18 protein-coding genes and 2 pseudogenes are annotated in these 25080 nt (G+C 53.3%); 3 read left to right on the top strand and 17 right to left on the bottom strand.

The annotated features are described in order from the left end of the window. Nucleotides 1-140: 140 nt before the first annotated feature. The 7 genes from PMI31_RS02635 to PMI31_RS30505 form a co-directional block, all read right to left on the bottom strand. Nucleotides 141-1628 carry a sulfatase-like hydrolase/transferase gene (locus tag PMI31_RS02635; protein ID WP_081500274.1) on the bottom strand — a complete coding sequence of 496 codons (1488 nt, stop codon included), beginning with the start codon at nucleotides 1626-1628 and terminating at the stop codon, nucleotides 141-143. A gap of 67 nt (nucleotides 1629-1695) precedes the next feature. Next, a complete protein-coding gene (locus PMI31_RS02630; RefSeq protein WP_008016040.1) occupies nucleotides 1696-2472 on the bottom strand; it encodes an SDR family NAD(P)-dependent oxidoreductase in 777 nt (258 codons plus the stop codon). Beyond that, nucleotides 2469-3728, bottom strand: coding sequence for a capsule biosynthesis protein (locus PMI31_RS02625; protein ID WP_008016039.1), 1260 nt, complete (start codon nucleotides 3726-3728; stop codon nucleotides 2469-2471). Before PMI31_RS02625 ends, PMI31_RS02630 begins: the two co-directional genes overlap by 4 nt. Further along, nucleotides 3728-5755 (bottom strand): capsular polysaccharide biosynthesis protein, encoded by a 2028-nt coding sequence (locus PMI31_RS02620; protein ID WP_008016038.1) that lies wholly within the window; start codon nucleotides 5753-5755, stop codon nucleotides 3728-3730. Before PMI31_RS02620 ends, PMI31_RS02625 begins: the two co-directional genes overlap by 1 nt. A 364-nt stretch (nucleotides 5756-6119) precedes the next feature. Next, nucleotides 6120-6485, bottom strand: a complete 366-nt coding sequence (locus PMI31_RS31215) for a hypothetical protein (RefSeq protein WP_338010030.1) — start codon at nucleotides 6483-6485, stop codon at nucleotides 6120-6122. Beyond that, nucleotides 6422-6769 (bottom strand): hypothetical protein, encoded by a 348-nt coding sequence (locus tag PMI31_RS31210; RefSeq protein ID WP_008016036.1) that lies wholly within the window; start codon nucleotides 6767-6769, stop codon nucleotides 6422-6424. The genes PMI31_RS31215 and PMI31_RS31210 overlap by 64 nt, the downstream gene beginning before the upstream one ends. Before the next feature lie 163 nt (nucleotides 6770-6932). After that, nucleotides 6933-7160 carry a hypothetical protein gene (locus PMI31_RS30505; protein ID WP_008016035.1) on the bottom strand — a complete coding sequence of 76 codons (228 nt, stop codon included), beginning with the start codon at nucleotides 7158-7160 and terminating at the stop codon, nucleotides 6933-6935. Between the two features lie 229 nt (nucleotides 7161-7389). Between PMI31_RS30505 and PMI31_RS02605 the strand changes: the two genes are divergently transcribed. After that, a complete protein-coding gene (locus tag PMI31_RS02605; RefSeq protein ID WP_008016034.1) occupies nucleotides 7390-8328 on the top strand; it encodes a KpsF/GutQ family sugar-phosphate isomerase in 939 nt (312 codons plus the stop codon). Between the two features lie 818 nt (nucleotides 8329-9146). Beyond that, nucleotides 9147-10148 carry an acyltransferase gene (locus PMI31_RS29410; RefSeq protein WP_008016033.1) on the top strand — a complete coding sequence of 334 codons (1002 nt, stop codon included), beginning with the start codon at nucleotides 9147-9149 and terminating at the stop codon, nucleotides 10146-10148. 84 nt (nucleotides 10149-10232) lie between these two features. On the opposite strand, the pseudogene galU reads toward PMI31_RS29410, so the two are convergent. Further along, nucleotides 10233-11073, bottom strand: a pseudogene (gene galU / locus PMI31_RS02595) (UTP--glucose-1-phosphate uridylyltransferase GalU). A gap of 205 nt (nucleotides 11074-11278) precedes the next feature. Between galU and PMI31_RS02590 the strand changes: the two are divergent. Further along, a complete protein-coding gene (locus PMI31_RS02590; RefSeq protein ID WP_008016030.1) occupies nucleotides 11279-12688 on the top strand; it encodes a glycosyltransferase family 2 protein in 1410 nt (469 codons plus the stop codon). A gap of 53 nt (nucleotides 12689-12741) precedes the next feature. Here PMI31_RS02590 and PMI31_RS02585 read toward each other — a convergent pair whose 3' ends face one another. From PMI31_RS02585 to PMI31_RS02550, 9 genes and pseudogenes are all read right to left on the bottom strand, one after another. Continuing rightward, nucleotides 12742-14256, bottom strand: coding sequence for a stealth conserved region 3 domain-containing protein (locus PMI31_RS02585; RefSeq protein WP_008016029.1), 1515 nt, complete (start codon nucleotides 14254-14256; stop codon nucleotides 12742-12744). Further along, nucleotides 14249-15244 (bottom strand): galactosyltransferase-related protein, encoded by a 996-nt coding sequence (locus PMI31_RS29655; RefSeq protein ID WP_157213255.1) that lies wholly within the window; start codon nucleotides 15242-15244, stop codon nucleotides 14249-14251. The genes PMI31_RS02585 and PMI31_RS29655 overlap by 8 nt, the downstream gene beginning before the upstream one ends. A gap of 108 nt (nucleotides 15245-15352) precedes the next feature. After that, on the bottom strand, nucleotides 15353-19111 hold the full coding sequence (locus tag PMI31_RS02580) for a CDP-glycerol glycerophosphotransferase family protein (protein WP_162130425.1): 3759 nt from the start codon (nucleotides 19109-19111) through the stop codon (nucleotides 15353-15355). A gap of 34 nt (nucleotides 19112-19145) precedes the next feature. Further along, nucleotides 19146-20213 (bottom strand): polysaccharide biosynthesis/export family protein, encoded by a 1068-nt coding sequence (locus tag PMI31_RS02575; RefSeq protein ID WP_043302152.1) that lies wholly within the window; start codon nucleotides 20211-20213, stop codon nucleotides 19146-19148. Nucleotides 20214-20253: 40 nt separating this feature from the next. Next, nucleotides 20254-21360, bottom strand: a complete 1107-nt coding sequence (locus PMI31_RS02570) for an ABC transporter permease (RefSeq protein WP_008016024.1) — start codon at nucleotides 21358-21360, stop codon at nucleotides 20254-20256. 48 nt (nucleotides 21361-21408) lie between these two features. Then, complete coding sequence (locus tag PMI31_RS02565; RefSeq protein WP_008016023.1) at nucleotides 21409-22062, bottom strand: ABC transporter ATP-binding protein; 654 nt, start codon at nucleotides 22060-22062, stop codon at nucleotides 21409-21411. 13 nt (nucleotides 22063-22075) lie between these two features. Beyond that, nucleotides 22076-22870, bottom strand: a complete 795-nt coding sequence (locus tag PMI31_RS02560) for an ABC transporter permease (RefSeq protein WP_008016022.1) — start codon at nucleotides 22868-22870, stop codon at nucleotides 22076-22078. Nucleotides 22871-23112: 242 nt separating this feature from the next. Continuing rightward, entirely contained in the window at nucleotides 23113-23904 is a 792-nt protein-coding gene (locus PMI31_RS02555) for a CPBP family intramembrane glutamic endopeptidase (RefSeq protein WP_008016020.1), read from the bottom strand. A 422-nt stretch (nucleotides 23905-24326) separates the two neighbouring features. Beyond that, nucleotides 24327-25080, bottom strand: a pseudogene (locus tag PMI31_RS02550) (aconitate hydratase); the annotation flags it as partial.

The raw sequence follows: 25080 nt of genomic DNA, 5'->3' as shown, positions 1-25080 counted from the left end.
CCACCAGCCGATAGCGGCAGGCTTCATCGCCAAGGAAAAAGGCCAGGGAGCTGCGGCCCGAAGTGATCATCCGTGCGATCGACTCATCATGTTCCGGCAAGCTGGAACCGAGGACGATTCGCAAGGGAGCGGTGTCGATGTCAGTCATGGGTTGCGGTCTGGACCCGGCTCGCCTTAGCGGCGGATGGCCGGTTGCTGCTCAGCTGCTCGACGAAGTTCATGGCCAACTGTTCCACGCCCATTGTCCGGGGTGCGCTGGAGGAGGGCGCCTGATTGGACCAGATGAAGTAATCGGTATCGCCATCGGGCGCGCCCAGGGCGGTGTAGACATCCGGAAGAATCGGCACGTGGTCGCCAAAGAAGCACAACCCGGTCGATGTCGGGCTGGCCAACAGGTACTCGCGCAACTTTCCGAGCATCCGGTCGGCATTGCTCAGGTGGCGCAGATAAGGCGCCAGGTCGCGCATGCCGTCCAGCAACGGACGATCGAACCAGTTTGGCAGCTCCGCCGCTTCTACCTGCTCCAGGTGCAGCGGCCCATGGTTTTCCATCGTGACAGCGTGGATGTACAAGGGCTGAGTGCGGTCGCCGTCGTCGAGCAGCTCGATGATCTTGTCCGCCACCGCGCAATCGCCAATGAACGGTCCGGCTTTTTGCCCGTCATTGAAGCTGCGCACGTCGATGAACTCATCGAAACCCAGCGCCGGCAGCACCCGGTCACGGCCGTAGAAGCTACCCGCGTAAGGGTGAACACACACGGTGCGATAACCCCGGCGTTTCATTTCGGCGGCGATGCCGGGCAGTCCCTGACGGGCCAGGTGGCGATAAGGATTGAAGCGATGAACGCCCAGCCTGTCGCTGGCGATCCCGGTCAGGAAGGCGAACTCGGTGCGCACGGTATTCGCGCCCCAGGCCGCGACGTGCAGGCGACCATGGGCCCTGGCTTCGCTACGCAGGACGTCGTACTGACTCAGCACCTGCTCGCGGATGCCGGGCCACAATCTGCGAACATCGAAGAACGATTCGCTCTGCACCGAGACGAGGTCGGGCAGCGCTATGTCAGAAGGGGGGCTGACCGTTTCCGGGCTGAGCGCAAAAGGCGAGCGCAACGTGTCGATGGACACCTTGCGTCGGGCTGCCCGGAAGTAGGTCCACAAACTGGCGGCCAGGCCCCAGCGGGTCAGGTCCAGACTGGCATCGAAGCTGGGTTGCAGCGGTTTCCAGCCTCCGGCAATCAGCAACACCAACGCGCTGGCCAGTGCCCTTGCCCCTACGGACAACGCATCGGCGGCGGCCGCTTCGAAATAGAGTCCGCAGGCCAGGTAGGCGACAAACGCCAGCGCCAGCGCAATCGTCTTGCCGATACCGAAAAAGGGCAGATAAAGGCGCGGATAACGCACCGCATCACTGAAGTATTCAAAGTCGGCGCAGACGAAGGGTTCGCGCAATGAGTGGTACTTCGAGTTGCTCACCAGCACGATCAACAGCCACAGGGCCAGCACATTCACGGCGCTGAAATACGGGCGCCCGGTCATGCCATACAGCAGGGCAATCGAGAACAGCCATGCACCGGCATGCAGCAGCCAGCTGCGCAGCGGGCGGCGCAAGACGGGCCTGGGGATCAACATCGTTTCGATGATGCAGGAAAGAAGAAATCCGCCAGTAACGACCCAGCAGAAAGGACTGTTCAGAAAGTCAGGCACTGTAGTCCAGCCATCGCAAAATTACAGACGACATCCGCGGGGGAATGACACTCAAGGCCCAGCATCCGAGGTTCAGGGGGAAGGGGAAACTGATGCGTGGCTGGTCGGCTGCAAGGCCACGGCGTATCCGCTGCGCGGCTTTGTCCGGGTTCCACAGCAACGGTTTCGGCCCAGGCATTTCAAAGCACATTTTCGACTCGACATAACCCGGCATGATCACATTGATCCGCACACCGTCAGCGGCGACCAGATCGCGCATGGCTTCGCCGTAAGCCTTTATCGCGGCTTTGCTGGCACTGTAGCTGGGGGTGACGGGCAGTCCGCGCCAACCGGCAAGGGAACTGAACAGTGCGATCTGGCCATGTTTGCGCGCGCGCATGGCCGGCAGGGCCGCCTGCACGGTCGTGATGGCCGCCATCACGTTTATTTCGATCAAGGCCTGGGACTGTTCCCAGTCCTCATCTTCCGAGTTCGGGCCCGTGGCCGTATTGACCCCGGCACCGACGATGATCAGGTCAGGCTGCTCGGTTTCGCTGATCAGGCCGATCCATTCGCGCACGGCCACCAGGTCCCGGACGTCGAGCGCGTGGAGGATGACACGAGCGCCGGCAGCGCGGCACTGCTCGGCCATTTCTTCCAGGCGCTCGGTGCGCCGGCCTTGAAGGATCAGGGTCACGCCTGGCGCCGCATAGGCGGGTGCCAGCGCACCACCGATACCCCCCGTGGCACCGGTGATCAGGATGCAGCGCGGTTGTTTGTGCAGCGTCATAAGTAGCGTTCAATCCTGGAGGTTTTGGCCATCAGCACTTCCAGCGAGTTGTTCACGGCCATGTCGATACCGCAGCGGGTATAGAAGCCGCCATTGACCTGGGTGGTGTGAATCACGGTGCTGCGAAAGCGCTGGAACAGCGTGGTGTCAGGCGGTTCCGGCGTGTGCCAGAAATCGTCGAGGCCGCCCTGGTGGGTGAGCCCCTTGAGGTTGTAGATCGGGTCGCTGAGGGCGATGGTCGGCACGCTGTGCATCAGCGACGAACCGCCCACGGTGCTGTTGACCGTGACCACGCCGGCAACGTGCGACAACAGCGTCGGCATGTGCCCGCTTTCGAGGAAGTCCACGCGGTCGGCGATACCGAGCTTGTGGGCAATGCGTCGGGTGATGCGGTGGTAGTTGATGATCCCCGGCGTCAGCGGATGGTTCTTGACCACCAGCCGCGTGTCGCTGCCGGCATGCCGGGCGAACGAGCCCATCACATGCTTGAGCACATCTTTCATGTGCTTGAACGGCGAGTGATCGCGGATCTGCGCATCGCTGTCCAGTTGCAGCGGCAACAGGAAGGTGCGATGGCGGTTGCGTGCCACTTGACTGATCACCTCGGAATCGCGGCCCTTGGCGCTGACCAGGCGAAGGCCCTGGCGAATGTAGCCGGCATACTCCACGGCTGCGTTGAACGGTGCGTGGGTCTTGTAATGGGGGAACACGGCTTTGTTCAGCGCGCCACCGACGTGATACATCACATCGTGAAAGGCCCGGGAAGCGAAGGACAGGCGGAACGAGTTGCCGTTGTGATAACGCGGGATGTACTTGCCCACTTCCCGGTACCAATCCGGATCCCGAGGCAGCAGCGAGTGATTGTTCACGCCGTTGCGCTCAAGGGTGATCCAGTACGGGCGGAAGTAACCCTCCTCGAACACGTGCACACGAATGCCCAGGGACCTGGCCAGTTCCACCGCCGGTTGATGCACCGGGCGGCAATCGCCGAACAGCACCACGTCGGTAATGTGGTCTGCCCTGAAGCACTCGCTGTAGAAGTCCATCAACTGCTCGGGGCGCGCCGAATAGAACACGCGCGCGCCGCTGCCGTACAAGATGTCGCCCATATTGAAATTGACCGACTTGACCAACTGTCCCTCGGCCCGCAGTGCCTGCACCAGGCGTGCGAAAAACGGCGAACTGACGCCCTGCAGAAACAGGAACGAGTTGCGCGGTTTCACCGATGCCGGACGCCGGAAGCGCTCGACAGACACTACGAGTTTCTTGGGCTTGATCTCAAAGCTGTTGCGAGCACGCGTTGAATCATCTCTCGCCATGTTGGCGTTCTTCCTTGCGTAGGTACTTCATCCCAGTTCTGGATCTCGATTAGCGTGCGTTCGGGGGTGGTGAATTTTCGTGTGATTCGGCTTACGTAGGTCGGGTAGCGAATCAGGGTCCCGGCCACCAGTTCATCCAGGCTCAGGCGCCGGGTGCGGCGCGCCAGGACTTCAGAGCTCATGTCGCGGTCCCGGGTCAGCCCCCAGCCGGCATAAAACGGCTGGCCGTAGGTGGTCACCGGCACCCCGCGCAACAAGGCTTCGAAGCCCGATTGCGAGGTCAGCACATGCACCTCATCGACCTCGGACAACAGTTCGTGAAAGGGCACATCGCCGACCACCTGGTTGCACCAGTCACTGGTGCGCTCTTCGTCTTCGCCGGCCTCGCGTGTGCCGGCCAATACTTCAGGGTGCGGCTTGTACAACAGCCATGCCGTCGGATGACGCTCGCGCACCGCCTTGAGCAAATCAAGATTGCGCCGGATGCGGTGCGCGCCGTAACGGATCGAGGCGTCGGACTCGACCTGGCCCGGTACCAGAATCACCCGCTCGACACCGGCCGGACGTTTCCACGTGGCACCGGGCAAGTTGTATTTGGTCACTCCGGCGGTGCAGATCGCTTCACGCAGCGCTGCTGCCCGCCGCAACAACTCAGGCGAGCACGGCTCGTTCTGCAAGAGCTGTTCCAGACGCGAAGGTCGGGTGGCGTCGTAGTAGATGCCGAGGTCGTCGAACACCCAGGACAGCGGACGGACTTTCTTCGCGCCCAGGCCGACGGAGCGCAGGAAGCCGTCTTCGACTCGGCCGAGGTGGTTGGCGACTTTCTTGCTCAATGGTGCATCGTGCTGGCAACCCCAAGTGATGACCGGAGCAATGCGGTGGCGGGAAAAGCGGCCGAGGAAACGAATCGCTGACCCATTGAAAAAGTCCAGCACCAGTGGCTGCTTCCATTTGCTGAAACCGACCATTTGCAAATCTTGCGGCAGCCGGCTGCGCATCCGTCGCTGCAAACCCAGCCACTTCAGGACCGTCTCAGGCTCACATGGCGCCCCCGTCTCCGGGTCGACATAACGCGGATATTCCACCAGCGTGGCGTGCAGCAGTTGTTCAAGGATGACCGGTTGGCGCCGCTCTGGAACAGGCAGGGCATCCACGGTCAACCCCCAGCCGGCGTAGAACGGCATGCCAAAGGTGTGCACCGGCACGTTCCACAACAGTGCATCAAAGCCCAGTTGCGAGGTCATCACATAAACAGCCTGGACGACCGGCAGCAGCTCGGCCGGGTGCACGTTCTCGCTGATCAAATGAACCCGCGGATGCTTGCGCAAAGCCGCGAGGTCGAAATGACCTTGCTTGCGCCCGGCCACCACGTCCGGGTGAACCTTGACCACCACCGTACTCTGCGGATGACGGGTCAACGCGGCATCGAGCATGCGTTCAAAATCGGCAGCGGTGGCACCTTGCAGCGATGCATCGCCGCGCGTCTGATCGGCCACCAGCACACACGGCTGAGGCAAGTCGCAAGCCTCGATGCGGGCACCGTTGTATTTGGACACGCGCTCCTCGCACCAACTGGCCTGCAAGGCGCGGGTACGCAGGTTCTGCGCTTCGGTGAGCGGAACCGGGATCAATTGTTCGAGGCGGGAAGGGGCGCTGGCATCGTAATAGACGCCCAGCGGGTCGACCACCAGCGACAGCGGCGGCTCGTCGGCGCCCAGGCCCACGGAACGCAGAAAACCGTCCTCCACCGTAAGCAAGGGCAAACCGGCCTCGACTGCAGCTGCCTGAGCACGCAAGGCGCTCGGCTTGCGCCCCCACGCAAGGACTTCATCGGCCTGGCCAATGTCGCGCACCGTCCCACACAGCAGCCGGTACTCGGGCAGCAGGGCGGGGAGGGTGGAAATCTGTTGCGCACCCTTCGACAGAATCAGCAAAGAGCGACGCGATGGAGCGACATTGTCCATAAAAAACAGCGGATATCCGTAACAGGCGCACTCTCCGCTCAGGCACGTGTCATGGTGTGGGCCTGAAGGATGGGCTTGAAAAAAGGTGGTGCAATGATAATACAAACGGCGCGTGGCAATTCACAAAAGTGAGAAATTTCAGAGGTTTTTTTCACAGAAATCGTGACTTTTAAACTGCCAAAAAGCGTGTTGATTCAACAGTCCGATGAGCGGACATCCCGCACCCAACAGCGCAATTGACAATTGAAAGCCGACCAGAAACCAGGCCCTAAGAAACACCCCCCCCACTGTAGGAGCTGGCTTGCCAGCGAAGGCGCCCTAATGTCAAAAAAAACTCTATCGGCGCTAACCTACCGCTCCGCCCTCAAAGGCAACGCCAACAAATACTCATACTTCTCATGCAGCAGCTCCAGCTTGCCCCGTTGCTGGTAATCGGCAATGGTCCTGGGCCGCAAGAAATGCCACAACGCATTCTGCGGAAAAAATAATCGACGTTGCGCAACGCACTCTGCTGATCGAATCGCTCGTCCAGCGCCTCGGCATAGGCACTCAAAAACTCCGCGCGCACCTTGGCAAAACGCGTCAGGTCCCCTTGGCGGAAAATCGCACTCAAATAGGCGCCGCCATCAAACCCGACGCGACCGATCTTCACCTCGCTCCAGTCGATCATCTGCAAGCCCTCGGGCGAGACAAAGAAATTCTTGGCCAGGTAATCCATATGGCAAAGCAGCGCTGGGTGTTGCGGGCGCGGGGCTGGGCGCGGCGCAGGGCGGGCTGCAAGCCGCGCAGACGTTCGGCCAAACCGTGAAAGCGTATATCGTCAGTCGGCAGTTCCCTGAGGGAGGGCAGGTAGCGCACGAAATTGAAACGCCAGCGCAACAGATACCACGGGCGGAAATAATCCATTTTCCAGAATCGGTACCGTTGCCGCCAGTTGGCCGGTTGCAGATAGCGATGGGACAGCGCCTCGATTTCCGCGATACCCTGGGCAACCTGCGGCGCAATCCTGACCATTCGCGGCGCCGGTCCCTCTATGAAGCGCATGAAGATTAGGCTTTCCCGAGGCGTCTCAATCCCCCCAGGCATCCCGGATACTGGAAATGCACCCCGCCCGCCAACACGCCACGCTCACGATAAAAACGCGACTCCAGGCACGAAATGAACAGCAGCTTGCGAATCAACTTTTCCACCACGTCCAGCGTCGCGCCGGTGGGCTGGTGGGGCGGGTGATGATGGCGTAGTAGTTGACGAACGAGGCGTTGGATTCAAGGTCGCGGGTACTGATGCTGTACTCGTCCAGTCCGTGGCCGAGCACATGACTCAAGCGTTTCTCCAGGCTGCCGCAGCCCCACCAGAACACATCGTCGCGGCTGAACATTCCGTGTTGCTTTGATTCGGTATCCATGGGTTCCAACTGTAGACAACCACTTGAGTGCTTATCTGTGCCTTCACAGGTACAGACGAGGCGCGATAGGACGGACTCCATCCATTGATTGTCATCCACGGTGTATTTAACGGCTGACTTCATACCGCTGCTGGATATTTCCTATGAACGGCAGGGTATCCACGTTTCCACGCTGGCATTGAGCCGTTACCATACGCGCCTTTAAAGTCAAGGAACGATAGGCGTCCCCATGAATCACCTTCCAATTGCCAAAGAAGCACTTTGCGCCCAGGCGCAAGCCATCGGTCAACTGGCCGAACGCCTGAATGGCGAATTCCAGCGGGCGGTGGAAGTGATTCTCGGTTGTAAAGGCCGCACCGTCGTATGCGGAATGGGCAAGTCCGGTTTGATCGGGCAAAAGATGGTCGCGACCTTCGCCTCCACCGGTACGCCGAGTTTCTTCCTGCACCCGGCCGAAGCCTTCCACGGCGACCTCGGCATGCTCAAGCCGATCGACGTATTGATCCTGATCAGCTACAGCGGCGAAACCGAAGAGCTGATCAAGCTGATCCCGAGCCTGAAATCCTTCGGCAACAAGATTGTCGCCATGACCGGCAATGGCAAATCTACTCTCGCTAGCCATGCGGACATCTGGCTGGACATCTCGGTTGACCGTGAGGTTTGTCCTAACAACCTTGCGCCAACCACCTCGACCTTGGCCACTATGGCCATGGGGGATGCGCTGGCGGTAGCGCTGATCGAAGCCCTGGATTTCAAGGCCATGGATTTCGCTCGCTTCCATCCCGGCGGTAGCCTAGGTCGAAAACTGCTGACACGGGTGTGTGATGTGATGCATTCACCGGCACCAGTGGTCAGTCCGGCAACGAGTTTCCACGATTGTCTTTTGGTAATGACACAGAGTCGTCTGGGCCTGACTTTGGTAAACGACGACAATGGCAAGCTTGCCGGTATCGTCACCGACGGCGACCTGCGCCGTGCCCTGCTGGACAACCCCGGTGTTGTCAATCAGAACGTCGCTGCCTTTATGACCCCGCGCCCTCATACCATAGCAGCCAGCGCCCAGCTTTCAGAGGCCGAAGGCTATATGCGTGATAATAAGATCCGCGCTCTGGCCGTGATGGGTGTGAGTGATGGCGAGGTGGTCGGTGTAGTCGAGATCTTTGACTGAGGAAGGTAGGGCATCCGTGTGGGAATGCTCAGTTGATACTTGTTTGGATGGGCTCAGAGTCGATAGCCAAATTGCAATAATTAAGGAATACGACCTTGCTAAATATTACTCCGGTCATCGGGGTAAAGGGTTTCAGAGGATCGATGCTATGTTGTTGACCGCTACCTGTCTTGCATTCGTTTTGTTCACGGCCTCCGCGTTAGGAGGTATCTGCACTTCGCGGAGCGTGAGGACTACTGATTAACGCTGAGTCGAGGCGTCTACAAGCGCCGAATAAGCGCCATTTCACGATTATTGCACCCCCCCTAGCTGTTCGAGTCCGGACCACTTTGCCGTCTGAAGGCAGGTCAATCGGTTGACTCAAGAATTCGCCAAAAAAACAATGATGGGGCAGAATGCGCCACGTAAAGTCTTGGGTTTTCTGCGGCACCTGACCAATGTGTCTATTTCTCCGTTGGAGGTTCGTGCAGAAGAGGGGCGCTTTCATTGGCCGAAGCTCCCGGCTCTAGCCAAGTTGATGCCTAGTTTACGAAGATGGAAAAGTGATAGATGAGCTTCCGAGCTCGCACGAGCTTGAGATGCTTGAAGTGCTTTTGGGTAGAGTCTTAAGGCGTAATATTTGGCTTGACAAACATCCGGGCTGGCGTTTTGGAACGGCATCGATAGCCAATGCTGTTTTGCATATTTACTGATGTATTAGCTGTTTCTAATTGAAGTTGATGTAGTGCGGTGAAGGGATCACCTAAATGACAAAAATACGCATTGATTAGCAATGGTCGAGACTTCATAACAGGCTCGACGGAAATGGAGGGGGTTGTATGGGTAAACAGTACAATGATGTGAGCTCCTTGCCAGATGTTGTGAGCGCTCCTGGGCTGACTATGGCCTCTTCTTGGTTGGAGCTTGAGCCGTCGTCGGCTGTGAAGTTTGGTTTAGAAGTTAAGTTGATGGGTGCTAGGATTTCTGTTGGGGTTAACGCCGAGCTTGTCATCGGAGGGTTAAGTGAAGTCCGTGGGAGAATAATTGTTGCTGATAATTGCAGGGTTGTGATTGGTGAAGGGCTGATTTGTAATTCTGAAATAAAGATCCATGCGTGTGAGAGGGCAAATGTTTTAATTGGAAGAGATTGTTTGTTTGCAAATCCACAAATATTTTCTTCGGATCTGCATTCGATTTATTCTGATGTTGGTGAGCGTCTTAATTTTGCAAAAGATGTCGTAATTGGTGATAAAGTTTGGTTGGCGACAAATAGTTTAATATTGAAGGGGGCTCACGTTTCCAGTGGGAGCATTGTTGGTGCTGGTGCTATCGTAAGTGGGAGGCATCCGGCAAATGTAGTTTTGGGTGGAAACCCTGCTAAGGTGATAAAGACAGATATCCGCTGGTCAAGGTATTTGACTGACTCCATGAAATTTGATGTTCCCGAGAGTTTCTCTCCATCAATGTTCTGTTTGGCTGGCAAACAATCCGATCATGACTATGTCTTGAAGGTTGGGATTCAGCTTTGGCCATTTTGGGAAAAGATGGATCATGGGAATCATTTTATTTTCTACTATCTGGCCAAAAGCCTCTTCTTGTCATTTTTTAATTCATCGACAGAAAAAGATATTGTTTTGAGTGGGGTCTTGGTTGGGCTGAAGGATATCTATAGTTGTTTGTTGTTGGCGTTCGAAAAAAGCGGGGGGAGGAACTTTCCGTGCGGCTCTTACGCGTATGCCGTAGCAAATAAGCTTGGGTTGGCAAACGAAGCGCAGCGCCTATATGCTAAAATTCATCCAGTTTGGAGCCATATTGACGGTGCTGCTTTCAGGGTAAGTTAATGGCTCGGTGGGGATAATTTAATTAAGGTCCTCTGTCTCTAAAGGGCAAAAGCTCAAAGAGCAGAGGGGTTGAATGCTTATGGATTAGTACGCCTTGCCGGTCTTGTAGAAGTTCTCGAAGCAGAAGTTGGTGGCGTCGATGTAGCCTTCTGCGCCACCGCAGTCAAAGCGCTTGCCCTTGAATTTGTAGGCCATCACGCAGCCGTTCTGGGCCTGTTTCATCAGGGCGTCGGTGATCTGGATTTCACTGCCCTTGCCTGGCTCGGTCTGTTCGATCAGGTCGAAGATGTCCGGGGTCAGGATATAGTGGCCGATGATGGCCAGGTTCGACGGTGCATCTTCAGGCTTTGGCTTTTCGACCATGTTGTTAACACGGTAGATGTCGTCGCGGATCATCTCGCCGGCGATCACGCCGTACTTGTTGGTCTCTTGCGGATCGACCATCCTGGATGGCGACGATCGAGCAACGGAACTGCTCGTACAGCTTGACCATCTGCTTGAGCACGCCGTCACCTTCAAGGTTAACGCACAGGTCGTCGGCCAGTACCACGGCGAATGGCTCGTCGCCGATCAGCGGGCGGCCAGTGAGGATCGCGTGGCCCAGGCCCTTCATTTCGGTCTGACGGGTGTAGGAGAACGAGCACTCGTCGAGCAGACGACGGATACCGACCAGGTGTTTTTCCTTGTCGGTGCCCTTGATCTGGTTTTCCAGCTCGTAGCTGATGTCGAAGTGGTCTTCTAGGGCGCGCTTGCCGCGACCGGTAACGATGGAAATCTCGTTCAATCCAGCTTCCAGCGCTTCTTCGACGCCGTACTGGATCAGTGGCTTGTTCACCATCGGCAGCATTTCCTTAGGCATGGCTTTGGTAGCAGGCAGGAAGCGGGTGTCATAGCCAGCTGAGGGGAGCAAACATTTTCTGATCATGAAATCCCTTATCAAAGTAAAGCATCAAAAAACCTGAAAATAATACACTGATGGACTTTGTTGGGCAGCTGAGAATTGCTAGGCTTAGAGTAAGTTGAGGGCTGCTCGTTGAGTTTATCAGTTTGTTGTATAATTATTGTGATATGTGAGATTTTACAGTTTGTGTTATATAAGATAACCGTATGATATGTGTTTGAGAGGGATAATGTCAGGCTTGAAGCATCGGGTAGCAGTTTGCGCAATCTGTCGAAATGAGCGTAATTATATAGAAGAGTGGGTGGCCTATTATAAGTCGCTTGGGTTTGATGGTGTTTTCGTATATGACAATGTCAGCGATGATGGAACATCTGAACTGTTAGCTTCATTGCATGCGGTAAAAGAAGTGACACGCGTTCATTGGCCACGTAAAGAAGGTATCCCACCTCAGCGAGATGCATACGGGCACTTCTTGCAGAACTATGCGCAAGATTACGATTATGTATTGATTTGTGACCTTGATGAATTTCTAGTGATTGATGATGGCTGCGTGCAGTCTTTGATCCAAGAAGCTGAGTCCGAACACCTTAATGTAGGGGCTATCGCCTTCCCATGGCTGATTTTTGGGTCGGGTGGGCAATTAACAGAAAATAGCGGCCTGGTTATAGATAGATTTACAAAGTGTGATAAGGGTATCGCTAGAACGGTTAAGACACTTTTCTCGAGCAAAAATACTTACAATATGCGTACGCATATATGTGATTTGCTGGACGGGGTGTACCTGGATAATGCGTTGAGGCCTGCCGAGTGGGATCAAAGGATGCCTATCAAGTTAAAGTCTCCGGTGGCGGGCAAGGCAAGGGTGCATCATTATTACACAAAATCAAAAGAGGAGTGGTTGAAGCGTAGGGCGCAACCAAAAGCAGACAGGGCGAAGTTGGAACTAAAAAATATAGAGGAGTATGAGAAGTACAGTAGTTTCAGTGTCGAGAATGCTCAAGCCCAAGCGAAGTCCGCACAAGTAATGGCGATCATGCAGGACCTTCGTTCAAAAGTGTGCGGTCTGCAGAAAGGTTGCCAAAATGCAAAGGTGGAGCTGGTCGCTGTAAGCGGTGATTGGCTTTTTGGGCTGGTTAAAAACTTATCGAGCCTGGAACCTGTCGCTATTAGAATTTCGGGTGAGGGTGGAGAAGAGGCCGTCATCTATACCAAAAAAGTTTCTGATGATCTCCATATTTTTACGTACAAAAATAAATGGAGAAGAACTTTTTTGAAAGATTTTAGCCTGTCATTGGTTGGCGGTGTTGAGACCCAGTACTTTACTGAGGTGGATTACCCGGATGCAATTAGTAGCTTAGCTTTGCTAGTGAAGTATATGCCAAGTGCAGAAGAGCATATCTTTTCTATCGCTTTGTTGGCATTTAATAAAATAACAAGTGCTCAGGTTTTTGAGTGCTGTGGTAAAGTTGGCTTTCCTCGAAATAAGAAATTTAAGCGATTTTTTGCTTTGCTAGCTGTGTACGAAGTAAGCGCTGATAAAGACGCTTTGAAAAAGGAACTTGGCAAAGAGGATGACGATTTCAAGAAGATGATTTTTGATAAAAGGAAATCGCCGTACCTCTCCAGTTTTTTTGGCTAACACCGTAGGTGCGACCAGTTATGACTGGTCGCACAAAAAATCAATTGAACAAGTTAAATATTCGCGCGTTCCCAAGGGGCGCGGTGATTTAAGCGAAGCTCAAAGAATTTTTGGGTCATTTCTTTGTATTTGGTGTCCCCTGCGCTTCCATCGCCATCGTTGAAGCAAAGAAATTTGTACTTAAATGCATTTTCGCTGGTCACAGTATTTATGTTGTTGGGCCGGACGATGATTCCAGATGCGTCGGACTTTACTGCTCGACCCGTCGCGTAAGCGTAATGGTGATAGAAGAATGAAGTGATATTTACATCGTTTTCGCTTCTCGATTTGGAAAGCCGGGTCTTGGTGAATGCGCTTGGGTATTTTGATTCAATTTCTGCCAAGACCGATTTCTTAAGGCAGTAGGGGACGTGCCGATGTAAATTTCTTGCCTTGTAGTTTGGGAAGTCCTTCGCCAATATTTTTCTGACATTATTGGCTGCAATGAGATAGTCCGGGGTTTCTGGAGTGGATATTCCACTAACCATTCCATAGGGTTCGAAATAAGTGACGGAACGTCCAGTTTCATCAAAGAAATCTACAGGTAAACATGGCTGGGCGAGCACAAAATCGTCATTTAGATAAATAAAGTTTTCCGTTAGCCCTGGTATTCTGTGCAGGCATGCTTCTATAGCATGCGAGTTAAACGTTGGTAAGGCTTTTTGGTCTGGGAAAATATCTTCATGGGCGACCCAGTTAATTCTTGGGTCGTCAGCGAGCCAGCTAGGTTTGCTGCAATTTGTGACGATATGAATACGGTTTAACCACGGTGCGTACTTGTTGAGCGAGCGTAGGGAGAATCGCAACTCATCATTACTTGTATAACGATCTGGATCGAATGCTTTTTCAGGGAAAGTGTCTTTCCAAAGAGACTGCCACACTGCGTCCGCATGATTTACCCAAGTGTAAACTGCATCAACTCTCTCAGTTTCAGCGACTTCCGCTCGGTTGAATACCTTGTCAAAATCCTGGATTGCAAAACGTCTCACCCAAGCACGGTTAGAGCGGACAGTGGCGTCGCCGGATGGACCAATATCGTATGGATAAAAATGCAGAACATTTAACTGTCCCAACGGACTTGCAATTTCAATTACAAAATTTGGACGTGAGCTTAGCGCTTTAGAGGCATATGCTGTATCGAGTTTTTCTGACGCTGGGGAGAAAATATTTACTCCGCCGCCCAACGTGTAGATTGTTATGTCTGTTGGCACGGCAGCCTTAAGATCCGCCAAAAATGAAATAAGCCCGTTGAGATAGCCACTCCAAATTACGACACTGTTCGGGTCTGTTCCGTCTTCGGCACCTATACCCGTGTTCAGATGCTTACGAATGTAAGCTGGTAGGCCCACTCGGTTGACCTCCATCAGGTCAATGGTGTTAGCGGTGCCAATGGTAGTCTGCGCAGTCTTTTGAAGCACCGTCGGTGATACTCCTTTGAACACGCGCTTGCGAAACATGTCATAGAAAAAGAGATTAGGGTCGCGAATCAACTTTTTCAGCTTTTTGTAGCGAGCGGGCTTCTTACTCATTGATTAAAAACCTTAATCGGCGTTTAAATGTATCGTATCTGTCCACGTGTCCTGGTTTGTTTTCGAACAGCGCAGAAAAATGTGAAATCAGTTGATTGTTATTTGAGCATAATTTGATGAAGTCTTCAATTAACGTAGCGGTCTCTTCTCCGCCGATAGAAAGTTCTTGATGTTTGTTTTTGAAGATTTCGAAATTTTTTGTCCGGGCTTCATAATATTTTGACGCCTTGGGTTTGGCGTGGTGTAGATGATACGCAAAATCTTTATTTAATAAGGTGGGCAGGCACAGTCTGCCCAGTTCTCGCCGGTATCCAGATGCAAACAGCGGTGATCGAGAGGGATTATTAGAAAAAAATGAAGGGGTTGGTGATATTAATTTATGATGCCGAGCAAGTCGAATCATAAAGTCGAAGTCTTCGTAACCGTGCCCCTCAAAGGCTTGATCGAATCCGCCTATTGATCCAAAGTCCACAGTATGCATAAAGGTTATTGAAGAAGGACTTGCGATATGCAAAAAGTCTTTACGAGAAAAGTCAAAGAACTTATTTGTTAAATCCACGGGGTGTAACTGTTTTTTCTTGAGTTTTTTGGAGCCGTTTGCTGTTAAGTATATGCAAGGAAGAAAGTACAGCGGTGACTTGTCGCTGGCGAGAAGTGTCAAGTACTTTGAAAATAGCTCGAAGTCTGGCCATATATCAACATCCAGAAGAAGCAAGAACTTCGTATTGACTCTTTCAAAAGCAATATTTCTAAGTAAGGAAGTATTGATTGCCGTGCTACTGATTTTCTCGCTTACAACATGGCTGTGAGAAAAAGAGCTGAGGGCTTTGTGGGCTAGTCGATCAACCAAGGTTCCGCGATCAGCATGGCCAAAAATTATCCTGCAACCTGTGGTTTGTGCGGCTTTACATAGATGAATGGCCTTAAACAAGATATCGAGTGGCCGCTGGGATAAATCTAGCGGCACTATAATAGATAAATCATTCATAGGCATTTTATGCTTACACAAAAGCGTCGGTTCCCACGGAAACTGCGTTGATAGGCTTTAATAACTATCCAAGACGCGGGAAGAGTCACTTCCCGCACCTTTTATGGATTAAGAAGCTACTTGGCCCAAGTGACCCTGCTTAATGTCGGACAGTATTTTGGCGCTGCGACTATCTTCACCAAATTTTTTGTTGTACTCAGCAAGTGTTTTTTCGGCAGCCAGGGTGTTCCCCGATCGGTGCAATGCATAAGCCAGATCCAGTCGGGCATCTTTGTTAGGCTTAAGATCTTTTCTCGAAAGGAAATAGTTGAAGCTTTCGATGGCTTCATCCCAGTTACCAAGCGCGAGATGTACTAAAGAGGTCTCTTGCAGCTTGAAGCGCTCATCTGTGGATTCCAATCCATTCATCAAGGCTTCTTTGGCTAGTTCTGGACTGCCAGCGCGACGTCGCGCTCTCGCTAGTTTCAACCATGCATCAGGTTGCAGTTGGTTGGATTGGATGGCAAGCGTCCAGTATTTGCAAGCATCTGCCCATTTGGAGTTTTGGAAAAACACTTCCCCAGCGATGAGGTTAAGCTTTCCTAGATCTTGGGTATCCCGCATTTGTTTCAGTGTGACCATACTCTCTTGGAGAAGACCAGAGTTAAACTGCGCTTCAAACAACTTTCGGCGATGCTCTTCGGTCGAATGCGTTTGAGTTACTTCTTTCCAAAGGTCTGCGGCATTTTTCCAGTCGCCATCTTCCGTTGCGATGGTTGCTTTGCAGCGGATTAAATCTGGATGAGATTCGTTATCGGCGAAGCCAAACTGCTCTATTGCCTTGGCGCGTAATCCTTGTGCGAGGTAATAGTTTGCAGCGTTTGCGACAATCAGAGTTGGTAGGCTTTTGGGCGTTGCCGTATTTATGGTTTTTTCATATATTGTGATCGCTTCGCAGATTGGGTGCGCGTTGAATATGGCTTGCAAATTGAAACTGTTGAGTTCTTCACTGCTTTCGTGGATAGTCGCTGCATACTCCAAGACCTCCAGGGCGCGTTGGTGCTGACCTAGCTCCTGAAGTGACTTTATCAATCCAACAAATACACTGACGTCTGGTTGCGATGGGGGAGCGATGGCTTCCTCCAAGCAGTGCACAGCCAATTTCCAGTTGTTGATGGCCATGGCAGACATGCCAGTTTCAATTTTGACAGCGTACTCGTGGGTTTTCTCGATGACGTTGCGGTCAAGTTTCTTAATTGCCTCTACGGTGCGACGGCAGTTGTTGCCATCATGAAAGACGAAAGTGCTTTCGCATCGAACAGTATAGAATTTTGATTCTTCGCTGTTAGGGTTGAGCAGATTCTCAATATTGCCCTCTACTTCAATCTGACTTGAACATACAGGACCGAATCCGTCCCGGCGGTAGTCAAAGTAGCCAGGCCGACTTGTATGCTTGGACAAGAACTCTGATTCGTCAAATTGATAGTAGATCACTGGTTTGTTCATTGCTGCCATGTCAAAAGCAACAGATGAATAGTCAGTGATCATTATTTGTGAGGTTTTGAATAGCGTTTGAATTGAGCCGGATTCATCGCTTTTCCAAACTTCAATGTACTCGGGGCACTCAAACTCCGAGATGTAAGGTTTGATGTTTACATGTGGCGCAAAAATTATGTTGTTTTTGCCATTGTTAGCGAGATCTTTCAGTGTTTGGCAGTTTAGCAGGTTCTTCCAGTGGCGGAGATACTCAGTTTCGGAGAACGCTGGGTTGATCTCTCTGATGTTGCTGTTTCCGATAGGGGCGCCGACGATGTTGTTTCGCCAGGTAGGTATAATCAAGATTGTTGAACTGTTTATGTTGTTGCCGTCGTAAAGCGCATCGTGTCGTGGGAGTCCGGTGAGGGCCACTTCTTTTCTGGAGAACTGGTAAGGGCCAGTGCCGGAAATGGAGTTGAACTCGTCTCGAGTCGAGGTAATGAAGCAGTCGATTGCTTTAGAGTTTAGCCAGACTGACAAATCATTATGGATTACGCCGTGCTGCAAAAACGTAAATTTATAGTTCAGCAGATCACCAAAATTCTTTTTTGTGATTTCTGAGAAAATATAATTGTCTGCGTGAGAAGAGATAAAGTGTGCGCAGTTGATCAAGGCCGCTTTATGCTCAATGCTATCGAATGCAATTAAGTTAAAACCTTCGAGAGTGAGGCGCTCGAAGTCGGCGCTGTCTTCATGCAATACGAAGAACGCTTTTATCTCAGGGTGATATTTTGCAAGATGGCGGTACAGGTGTTCCGCATTGTCATCCGCATGATGATCCCGGTCCATCAAAAGCCAGCATCCACCAAACTTGTTAACCATGGTCGGTTCGCAAGCTATTCTGCGAATTTCCGTGGTTTCTTCGGAGAAACCGGACTCGTCCAAAGATTTTTTGTCGAATGCGCGATAAATCAGCTCGACTGGAACGTCGTCTTTGAACTGTTTTCCTCGCAACGTAATCCTTGTTGGTTTATTTTGGGTGGTGATACGGAAGTTGTTCCCGTCACCCAGTTGTAGCCATAAAATTCTTTCGTGGAGAAATGGTTCGTCGAAGAAACGGTGGATTCTTGTTTTGCTGTAAGTAGGAACTAGGATTTCATTATCTAGGAATACTTGTTCGTCAATTTTTTCAATTGGCGTGAAGTATTTGATTTTGACAAGGTTTTTAGTTTTGTCGTAGTCATCAATGTAGCTAATGTTGAAGTCCGGGATGTATCCCTTGTATTTTGCAGCTAGGCCGAGCTTTTGGAAGAACCACATCCCGGCCAGTTCGAAATTCATCAGCGTATCTTGTTCGATATGGCTGAATATCTGGCGCATCAACAACTTGTAATTGTCAAGTTGAGGCTGGCTCAGGCTGCGAATGTCGGAGTCGAACCTGATGATTTTATTGATATGCCAGGCGATGTCATACATCGCTACGCGCTGGATAAATTTTGGGACGCTCCCCAGTAGTGCGATACTTTTTTCGATCAGCCCAAGAGAACCGAGACGCAGTTGATGATCATAACGGCCCGGATGCTGCCACGCGGTATCTAAAGTGGAGGTGCCATTGTCTCGTTTTCTGTAAATATACTTGGCGTCTGCGCAGTAGCCAACGTTCCCCTTGAAAGCTTCAAGTAGGTAGCTGTTTACAAATAAGCTGTCCTCAAAACCAGGTTTCACAAGGGGATTGAACTGAAGGCCGCTTTTGATGAGCCTTGCGCGCTTGAAGAATACGGCGTTGACGTTTAGCGCGATATTTCTGCCGGGGTTGGAAATTGGCAGTGTTACGTTGCCGTTTGCAAATCTGAACTTAAGCGGGTGAGTGTCACTAAGTTCTTTTTTATTCTCATAATAAAAAATGAAGTTGGCGCAAACTGCTTTAAGTTCGGTGGTGTTGGAGTCAATAAAATTATCGATAGATTCGAAATAGTCGAAGGCTAAAAGGTCGTCGGAATCTATAAAGGTGACCCACTCATTTGTGGCGTAAGCCAGCCCATTGTTTCGCGCGGCACCTTGTCCAGCGTTCGGCTGATAGATGTATCTGATGTTTTTTGGGTAGCGACTTGTCCACGTGGCTGCGATACTTGCAGTTTCATCTTGTGAGCCATCGTCAACAAGGATGATTTCAATGCACTTTTCAAAATCGACAGACTGTTCTGAGACGCTAATAAGGAATTCGTCAAGATACGCTTCGACGTTGTAAGCGGCTGTTACAATGGAGTATTTGCGTGTTGCGTTTTTCTTGGGCGCTGGAGGGATCACTTCAGTGCATTCTGGTTCGGGCGTATTGATTGCGGCTGGTTTATTGGCAACCCTTGCCAAGCTGTTTTTTCGAGATTTCAATTTTTTCTTCCATAAAAAAGCCAAGGTATTCAACATACCTTGGCGAAAATAAAAATGCTTAGTAGGCGTTTACTGCGCGACCCAGCACCATCGTCTGTACTATTGGCGAAATAACTTTTTGCCATTCATAGACTGCAGCATTTGTCACATAGATAGTGTCATCCGGTTTGATCGTGATCTGGCGAGCGTAGAACACCGCTGCAGGATCGCGCATGTCCAGACGCAGGACCGTTGGTTTCGAGTTGACTCCGTCGCCCAATCGGAAAACGAACACACCTTCAGGGTTGGCATTCGCTTCGCGCAGGCCCCCGACACTGCCCAGTGCATCGAGCAAGCTGGTGTTCTGGGATGGCAGATCTTTAAGACCTGGTTCCTGCACAGCACCCATCGCCACAAATCGCTGACGTGCACGATCCAGTACCACTTCCGAATTCGGGCGCAGCATCATGTTGTTGCCAGCCAGTACATCTTCGTAGTTGAACTGCTGAACCTGACTGCCGGTGCGCACGGTAACGTTGACCAGATGGGGCTCTAGCAGCGGCCCACCTGCCTGGTTGACGGCATCAAGCAACGTCAGTGGACCTTGCAGGGTACTGAAGCGGCCCGGCGATTTGACCGCGCCTGCAACCAGTACCGAACCCGAGAGGTCGCCAACCAGTTCGACGTGGGTTTGCACATCGGTGGTTACGCCTTTCAGTTGTTTGCGGATCATGTCCTCAACCTGGTTGAGGGTCATGCCGGCGACGAACTGACGGCCGACGTAGGGCAGGGAGATCATGCCCTGGTCGTCGATGCGGGTTTTCAGCTGGGTGCCGCCCGTGGACAGTGGTGCGAACACTGCCGAACCTTCCGGTGCGTTGTCGGTAATCAGCACGTTGAGGGTGTCACCTGCCATCAACCGGACCGCAGTGGGCTCTGGCTTGGTAACGCTCGCCTGCACAGGGCGCACTGTGCCGCGCATGTAGGGGGCGATGGTGTTGGCGTTGATCTCGACCAGGTTGTAAGCAGCGTTTTGGTCTTTGCTTTCGATGTCGCCTTTGTACGGGCCGGCGCCAGACAAAGTGCCGCCGCACCCTGCCAGCGTCAAGGTCACCAGCATCAAACCCGCAACAGCGCTGTTTCGCATGCTCAAGTTCAGGGGGCGAAGGGGCAGGCCGGAAATGGATTTAATCACGATGATCCTCGATCGATGCAATTAGGAAGCGGGTGATGCCGTACAGAAGGAGCAAGGCAAGGAAGAGGGTTGCCAGGTTATAGAGGCGCTCTGGGTACAGGGCCATCTGCGGCGTGTTCGGGCTGACCACGGTGACCAGGGTGCGGATTTTCTTGCTGGCTTCGATGCGCGCGTTGTCCAGTGCGGCAACGGCAGTCTTGTAGGTTTCTTCGGCGATGCCGGCATCCAGGGTCAACTGTTGGAAGCGCGATGCAACCACGTTGAGCTGATCACCATCCGGCGCAGATACCAGCAGGTGTTTTTCGGCGTTCAGCTGTTCGCGAATGGCGTTGACGCGTTGCTGTTGCTGCGCGACCTGAGGTGAATCAGAGCGAAGCTTGTAGCTCATTTGCGTGAGTACGGCGCGCTCTTTGGAGTGCTCGCCTTCGAGGGTGTCGATGATGCTGGCGCGACCTTGAGCCGAGCTTCTACCGTCCAGTACCTTGTTGCGGTTCTGGAAGCTCAACAGCTCTTCTTTGCGTTTGGTGTAGTTCTTTTTCGCGCCTTCCAGTTCGCCCTGGGCAAAGCGCATCTGCTCGCGGGCGATGCTGTGGGAGACTTCGTTGACGAAGTGTTCGCTGGCTTCAAGGATGGTGTTGACCATCTGCTCGGCCAGTTCCGGGCTGAAGGCTTGTACTTCAACTTTCAGCAGACCGGTGGTTTCGTCGTAATGAGCCGAAACCATGCGCTGGTAGTACTCGAGCAGGTCCTCGCGTTCGGTGTCGGTGGCCAGCCAGAAGAACGGGTCGCTGCGTTGCTTGCTGTATTGCTCGACCCAGTGCAGGCGGTCTTCCAGCAGTTGCATCATGTCCATCGACACAATGTATTCGCGCAGGTAAAGGGTTTCTTCGCGGGAAGCCGGGTTGGTACCGCTGAGCAGCATGCTCAGACCGGGCATCTGCGCCGCCGGGTTGTTGCCGTCCTGACGTACAACCACTTGCGCGGAGCTGACATACCGATCCACGGCGAAAAAGCTGTAGTAAACGGCGGCCAGTACCATTGGCAGTGCGATCAGCCCCAGTGTCAGGCGCCAGCCCTTGAATTTACCCGTACTGCTCATATGCAATTGCATCCTTGAAATAAATCAATCACGCCGCGGTCAGGGCGATCAGGTGTTGTAGGCCTTGATGCCTTCATCGACATCGTCATAGATCTGCACCCCGCCATCGCGCACCAGCAGCACGACGTCACAGAGCTTTTTGATTTCGGGCATGCTGTGGGAAACCAGCACCACCTTGGATTTCTGCAGGCGCTGCTCGAATACATCGGCGCATTTGCGCTTGAAGTGGCCGTCACCCACCGACATCACTTCGTCGATCAGGTAGTAGTCGAAGTCAAAGGCCATGCTCAGGCCAAAAGCCAGGCGCGAGCGCATGCCGGAGGAGTAGGTCTTGACCGGTTCGTCGATCCAGCTGCCGATTTCGGCAAAGTCTTCGACGTAGGCGACCTTCTGACGCATCGCGTCACCTACAGCACCGTAGACACGGCTGACGAACTTGATGTTTTCGCGGCCGGTCATGGTGCCCTGGAAACCACCGGACAAGCCCACTGGCCAAGAGATGCTCTTGTCGGAAACGATGGTGCCGGAGTCCGGCACGTCAGCGCCGCCCAGCAAGCGCATCAAGGTCGATTTACCTGCGCCGTTGCGGCCGATCAGGCCGATGTTCTTGCCGGCGGGGATTTTCAACGACAGGTCGCGAAATACGTGACGACGACCTTTGGGGGTCAGGTACGACTTGGTGATATTTCTGAGCTCGAACACGGGAAGCCTGCGGTTAGCCGTTCTTGGTGGAGATCAAATGCAGTCGACGAACCCGATAAGTACCCAGGGACACGAACAGCAAGACAAGGGTGAAGGCGATCACGTAGTGCAGCGAAACACCATCGACCGGAACGTAGTGAGGGAAGATCTCGGCGCGGATCAGTTCAAGCAGGTGCAGGAACGGATTGAGCAGCAGCAGCGGCAGCATGGCGTGCGGCAGGTAGGCGGCGGGGATGAGTACGCCCGAGATGAAATACAGCGGGAAGAACATCATCCGCAGGAATAGCGTACTGCTGGGCATGGCATGGGCAATCAGTGACAACAGCATGCCCAGGCCAAAGGCGAACACTACCCCCAGCAGGATGGTCAGCATCCACTCGATGGGCGACTTGATGGACATGTCGAAGCCGTACCAGGCGAAGCCGAACACCAGAATGGCGTACACGCTGACCGAGATGCAGAATTCCACCAGCACACGGGCGATATAGGTGTCGAGGGGTTTGATCTGCTTATAGGCAAACAGCGCGCGGTTTTCCTTGGGGCTGTTCATCAGGCGCATGGCGATGTTGCGAAACAGCAGGAAGGGCGCAAGGCCGACCAGTACGAAGACCGGAAAGTCGAGGCCGGCCACGGTGCGGCCACGAATCAGGGCAAACAGCACGCTCAGTATCAGCAGGTGGCAAATCGGCTCGATCAACGTCCAGCTCGCACCCATGCGCCGATCACCAAAACGCGAACGCGCTTCACGCAGCACCAGGGCAAAAATGACGGATTTTTTGATTTGCAGGGGGGAGCGAGGCTTGAGCATGATTTACCGCACAGCACAACGGCGCGATAAACGCGTTGCTTGAATTCATTTTCAGAGGACTTTCTGTCGATGAAGGACAGGGCGCTTCCATTCGTGGGGCGGGAGGTTAAACGCTGGGCCGGACAGGAGTCAAGCCGATTGGTTCCTTGCCGATAATTGGTCTATTTAGCCAACATTCAGGGCGTTTTGTAAGGATTGATCCTCAGTGGAGGTGCTGGTGGGGTGTTCAGATTTTTGATGGGTTACCCGGTCAACATCGGATAAGTAAACAATCCAAAATGCAGCAGATTCAAACCGAAGTGGGTGGCAATGGCCGCCGCCAGGCCACCGGACCGATAGGCGATTCCATAACCCGCGCCCGCAAGGGTCGCCAGCAACACCCACTCCCAGCCGGCCCCCCAATGGACCAGGCCGAACAGCAGCGAGGCGATCAGCAGGGCCAGGTATTCGCCATAAAGCAGGTGTTTAAGGCGCCGGCTCAATCCACCCTGGAGGTAGCCTCGAAAGAGCGCTTCTTCTACTAATGTCACCAGCAGCAGGTTGTTGTTCATCCACAGCCAAGCCTGATCCGGCCATTTCGGCGACCACTCGACGGTCCCCTGCAGGTAGGCTCCCCCCAGCGTGACGATTGCCGTCAGGCTCAAGGCGCCGGTGCTTGCCTTGACTGTTTGCATTAATGAATGACGACCGATGATCCATGGGCACACGAGTAACAACCAGAAGCCAATCAGCGGTTTGTCGAGGCTGAGGTTCATCGAGAAAGGGATGGCATCCGCCGTAAAACGCTCCTGATCGATCATCCTGGCGTTATAGAACCCCGGCCACCAATGGAGGGCCAACGCCAGTGACAGGAAGATGAACAAGACATGGCCGAGATAGCGGAAATAGCGAATGTCGGGTTGGTAGGCGGCAAACCCGGCGAGCAGCAAGAGGATGATTGCAATGCCTGCCTGGACTGTCAGTTGCCCGTAAGTGAGTGCAAGCACATATCCGGCCGAGAGTAATGTGAGATATGGCCAGGACATTACGAGCATGGGGCATCCGAATTGACTGGTGATGCTACCTTTAGTGGGGCATTTAGGCAGATATACCCGTGAGTCAGCAATAAGGGCGCGGACTTTTTTCCTTAACATGGAATGTGTAGAACCAAGCCTGTGACTATGTTTATAGGTGCCTGACGTTCAATCGAAAGGCGCGCTGCTGGATCATCCTGAACCAGGGAATGCACATGACTACTTGGCCCGTGATTGCCGTGACATTATTGATGCTGGTGCCGTTGATGGTTCTTGTTACCTCGGTACAAGGTTGGGTTCAACATTTCAAGATAGAAGGCGATACCGAGTACTAGCCGCCGTTTGGCAAGGTGCCGATCCTTTCTATAGCGCGAGTATCGAGCACATGGATGTGTGCCCCAACAAAAACACCGCCCGAAGGCGGTGTCTTTGTCAGCGGTCGGTCAAGACGCGATCAACTGCCGCAACACGTAGTGCAGGATCCCTCCGGACTTGAAGTACTCCACCTCGTTTAGCGTATCGATCCGGCACAACACTTCGATCTTCTCGCGGCTGCCGTCTTCGCGGGTGATGACCAGGCTCAGGTTCATCCGTGGCGTCAGTTCGGCGCCGGTCAAGCCGAGGATGTCCAGGGTTTCACTGCCGTTGAGGTTCAGGCTCTTGCGGTTCTGATCCAGCTTGAATTGCAGCGGCAGCACGCCCATGCCCACCAGGTTGGAACGGTGAATCCGTTCGAAGCTTTCGGCGATGACCGCTTTGACCCCCAGCAGATTGGTGCCTTTGGCCGCCCAGTCGCGGCTCGACCCGGTGCCGTATTCCTGACCGGCGATCACCACCAGTGGCGTGCCCGAAGCCTGATAGCGCATGGCGGCGTCGTAGATCGGCATTTTCTCCCCGGTGGGTATGTAGCGGGTGTTGCCGCCTTCTTCGCCGCCGAGCATTTCGTTGCGTATGCGGATGTTGGCAAAGGTACCGCGCATCATCACTTCATGGTTGCCGCGACGCGAACCGTAGGAGTTGAAGTCCCGCGGCTCCACGCCTTTGTCGCGCAGGTATTGCCCTGCCGGACTGTCGGCCTTGATGTTGCCGGCGGGGGAGATGTGGTCGGTGGTCACCGAGTCGCCGAGCAGGGCCAGGACGCGTGCGCCGCTGACATCCCTGACCACTGGCGGTGGGCCGCCGATGTCGTCGAAGAAC

The sequence above is a fragment of the Pseudomonas sp. GM55 genome, assembly GCF_000282395.1.
Classification (GTDB): Bacteria; Pseudomonadota; Gammaproteobacteria; order Pseudomonadales; family Pseudomonadaceae; genus Aquipseudomonas; species Aquipseudomonas fluorescens_CC.
Note: the sequence above shows the minus strand (reverse complement) of the source record. Positions and strands in the feature narration are given on the sequence as shown.

What these genes read in the sequence shown, in the direction of transcription:
- PMI31_RS02635 (WP_081500274.1), bottom strand. Translation starts at nt 1,628, where the DNA reads ATGTTGATCCCCAGGCCCGTCTTGCGCCGCCCGCTGCGCAGCTGGCTG.
- PMI31_RS02630 (WP_008016040.1), bottom strand. Translation starts at nt 2,472, where the DNA reads ATGACGCTGCACAAACAACCGCGCTGCATCCTGATCACCGGTGCCACG.
- PMI31_RS02620 (WP_008016038.1), bottom strand. Translation starts at nt 5,755, where the DNA reads ATGGACAATGTCGCTCCATCGCGTCGCTCTTTGCTGATTCTGTCGAAG.
- PMI31_RS31210 (WP_008016036.1), bottom strand. Translation starts at nt 6,769, where the DNA reads ATGGTCAGGATTGCGCCGCAGGTTGCCCAGGGTATCGCGGAAATCGAG.
- PMI31_RS30505 (WP_008016035.1), bottom strand. Translation starts at nt 7,160, where the DNA reads ATGGATACCGAATCAAAGCAACACGGAATGTTCAGCCGCGACGATGTG.
- PMI31_RS02605 (WP_008016034.1), top strand. Translation starts at nt 7,390, where the DNA reads ATGAATCACCTTCCAATTGCCAAAGAAGCACTTTGCGCCCAGGCGCAA.
- PMI31_RS29410 (WP_008016033.1), top strand. Translation starts at nt 9,147, where the DNA reads ATGGGTAAACAGTACAATGATGTGAGCTCCTTGCCAGATGTTGTGAGC.
- PMI31_RS02590 (WP_008016030.1), top strand. Translation starts at nt 11,279, where the DNA reads ATGTCAGGCTTGAAGCATCGGGTAGCAGTTTGCGCAATCTGTCGAAAT.
- PMI31_RS02585 (WP_008016029.1), bottom strand. Translation starts at nt 14,256, where the DNA reads ATGAGTAAGAAGCCCGCTCGCTACAAAAAGCTGAAAAAGTTGATTCGC.
- PMI31_RS29655 (WP_157213255.1), bottom strand. Translation starts at nt 15,244, where the DNA reads ATGAATGATTTATCTATTATAGTGCCGCTAGATTTATCCCAGCGGCCA.
- PMI31_RS02575 (WP_043302152.1), bottom strand. Translation starts at nt 20,213, where the DNA reads ATGCGAAACAGCGCTGTTGCGGGTTTGATGCTGGTGACCTTGACGCTG.
- PMI31_RS02570 (WP_008016024.1), bottom strand. Translation starts at nt 21,360, where the DNA reads ATGAGCAGTACGGGTAAATTCAAGGGCTGGCGCCTGACACTGGGGCTG.
- PMI31_RS02560 (WP_008016022.1), bottom strand. Translation starts at nt 22,870, where the DNA reads ATGCTCAAGCCTCGCTCCCCCCTGCAAATCAAAAAATCCGTCATTTTT.
- PMI31_RS02555 (WP_008016020.1), bottom strand. Translation starts at nt 23,904, where the DNA reads ATGCTCGTAATGTCCTGGCCATATCTCACATTACTCTCGGCCGGATAT.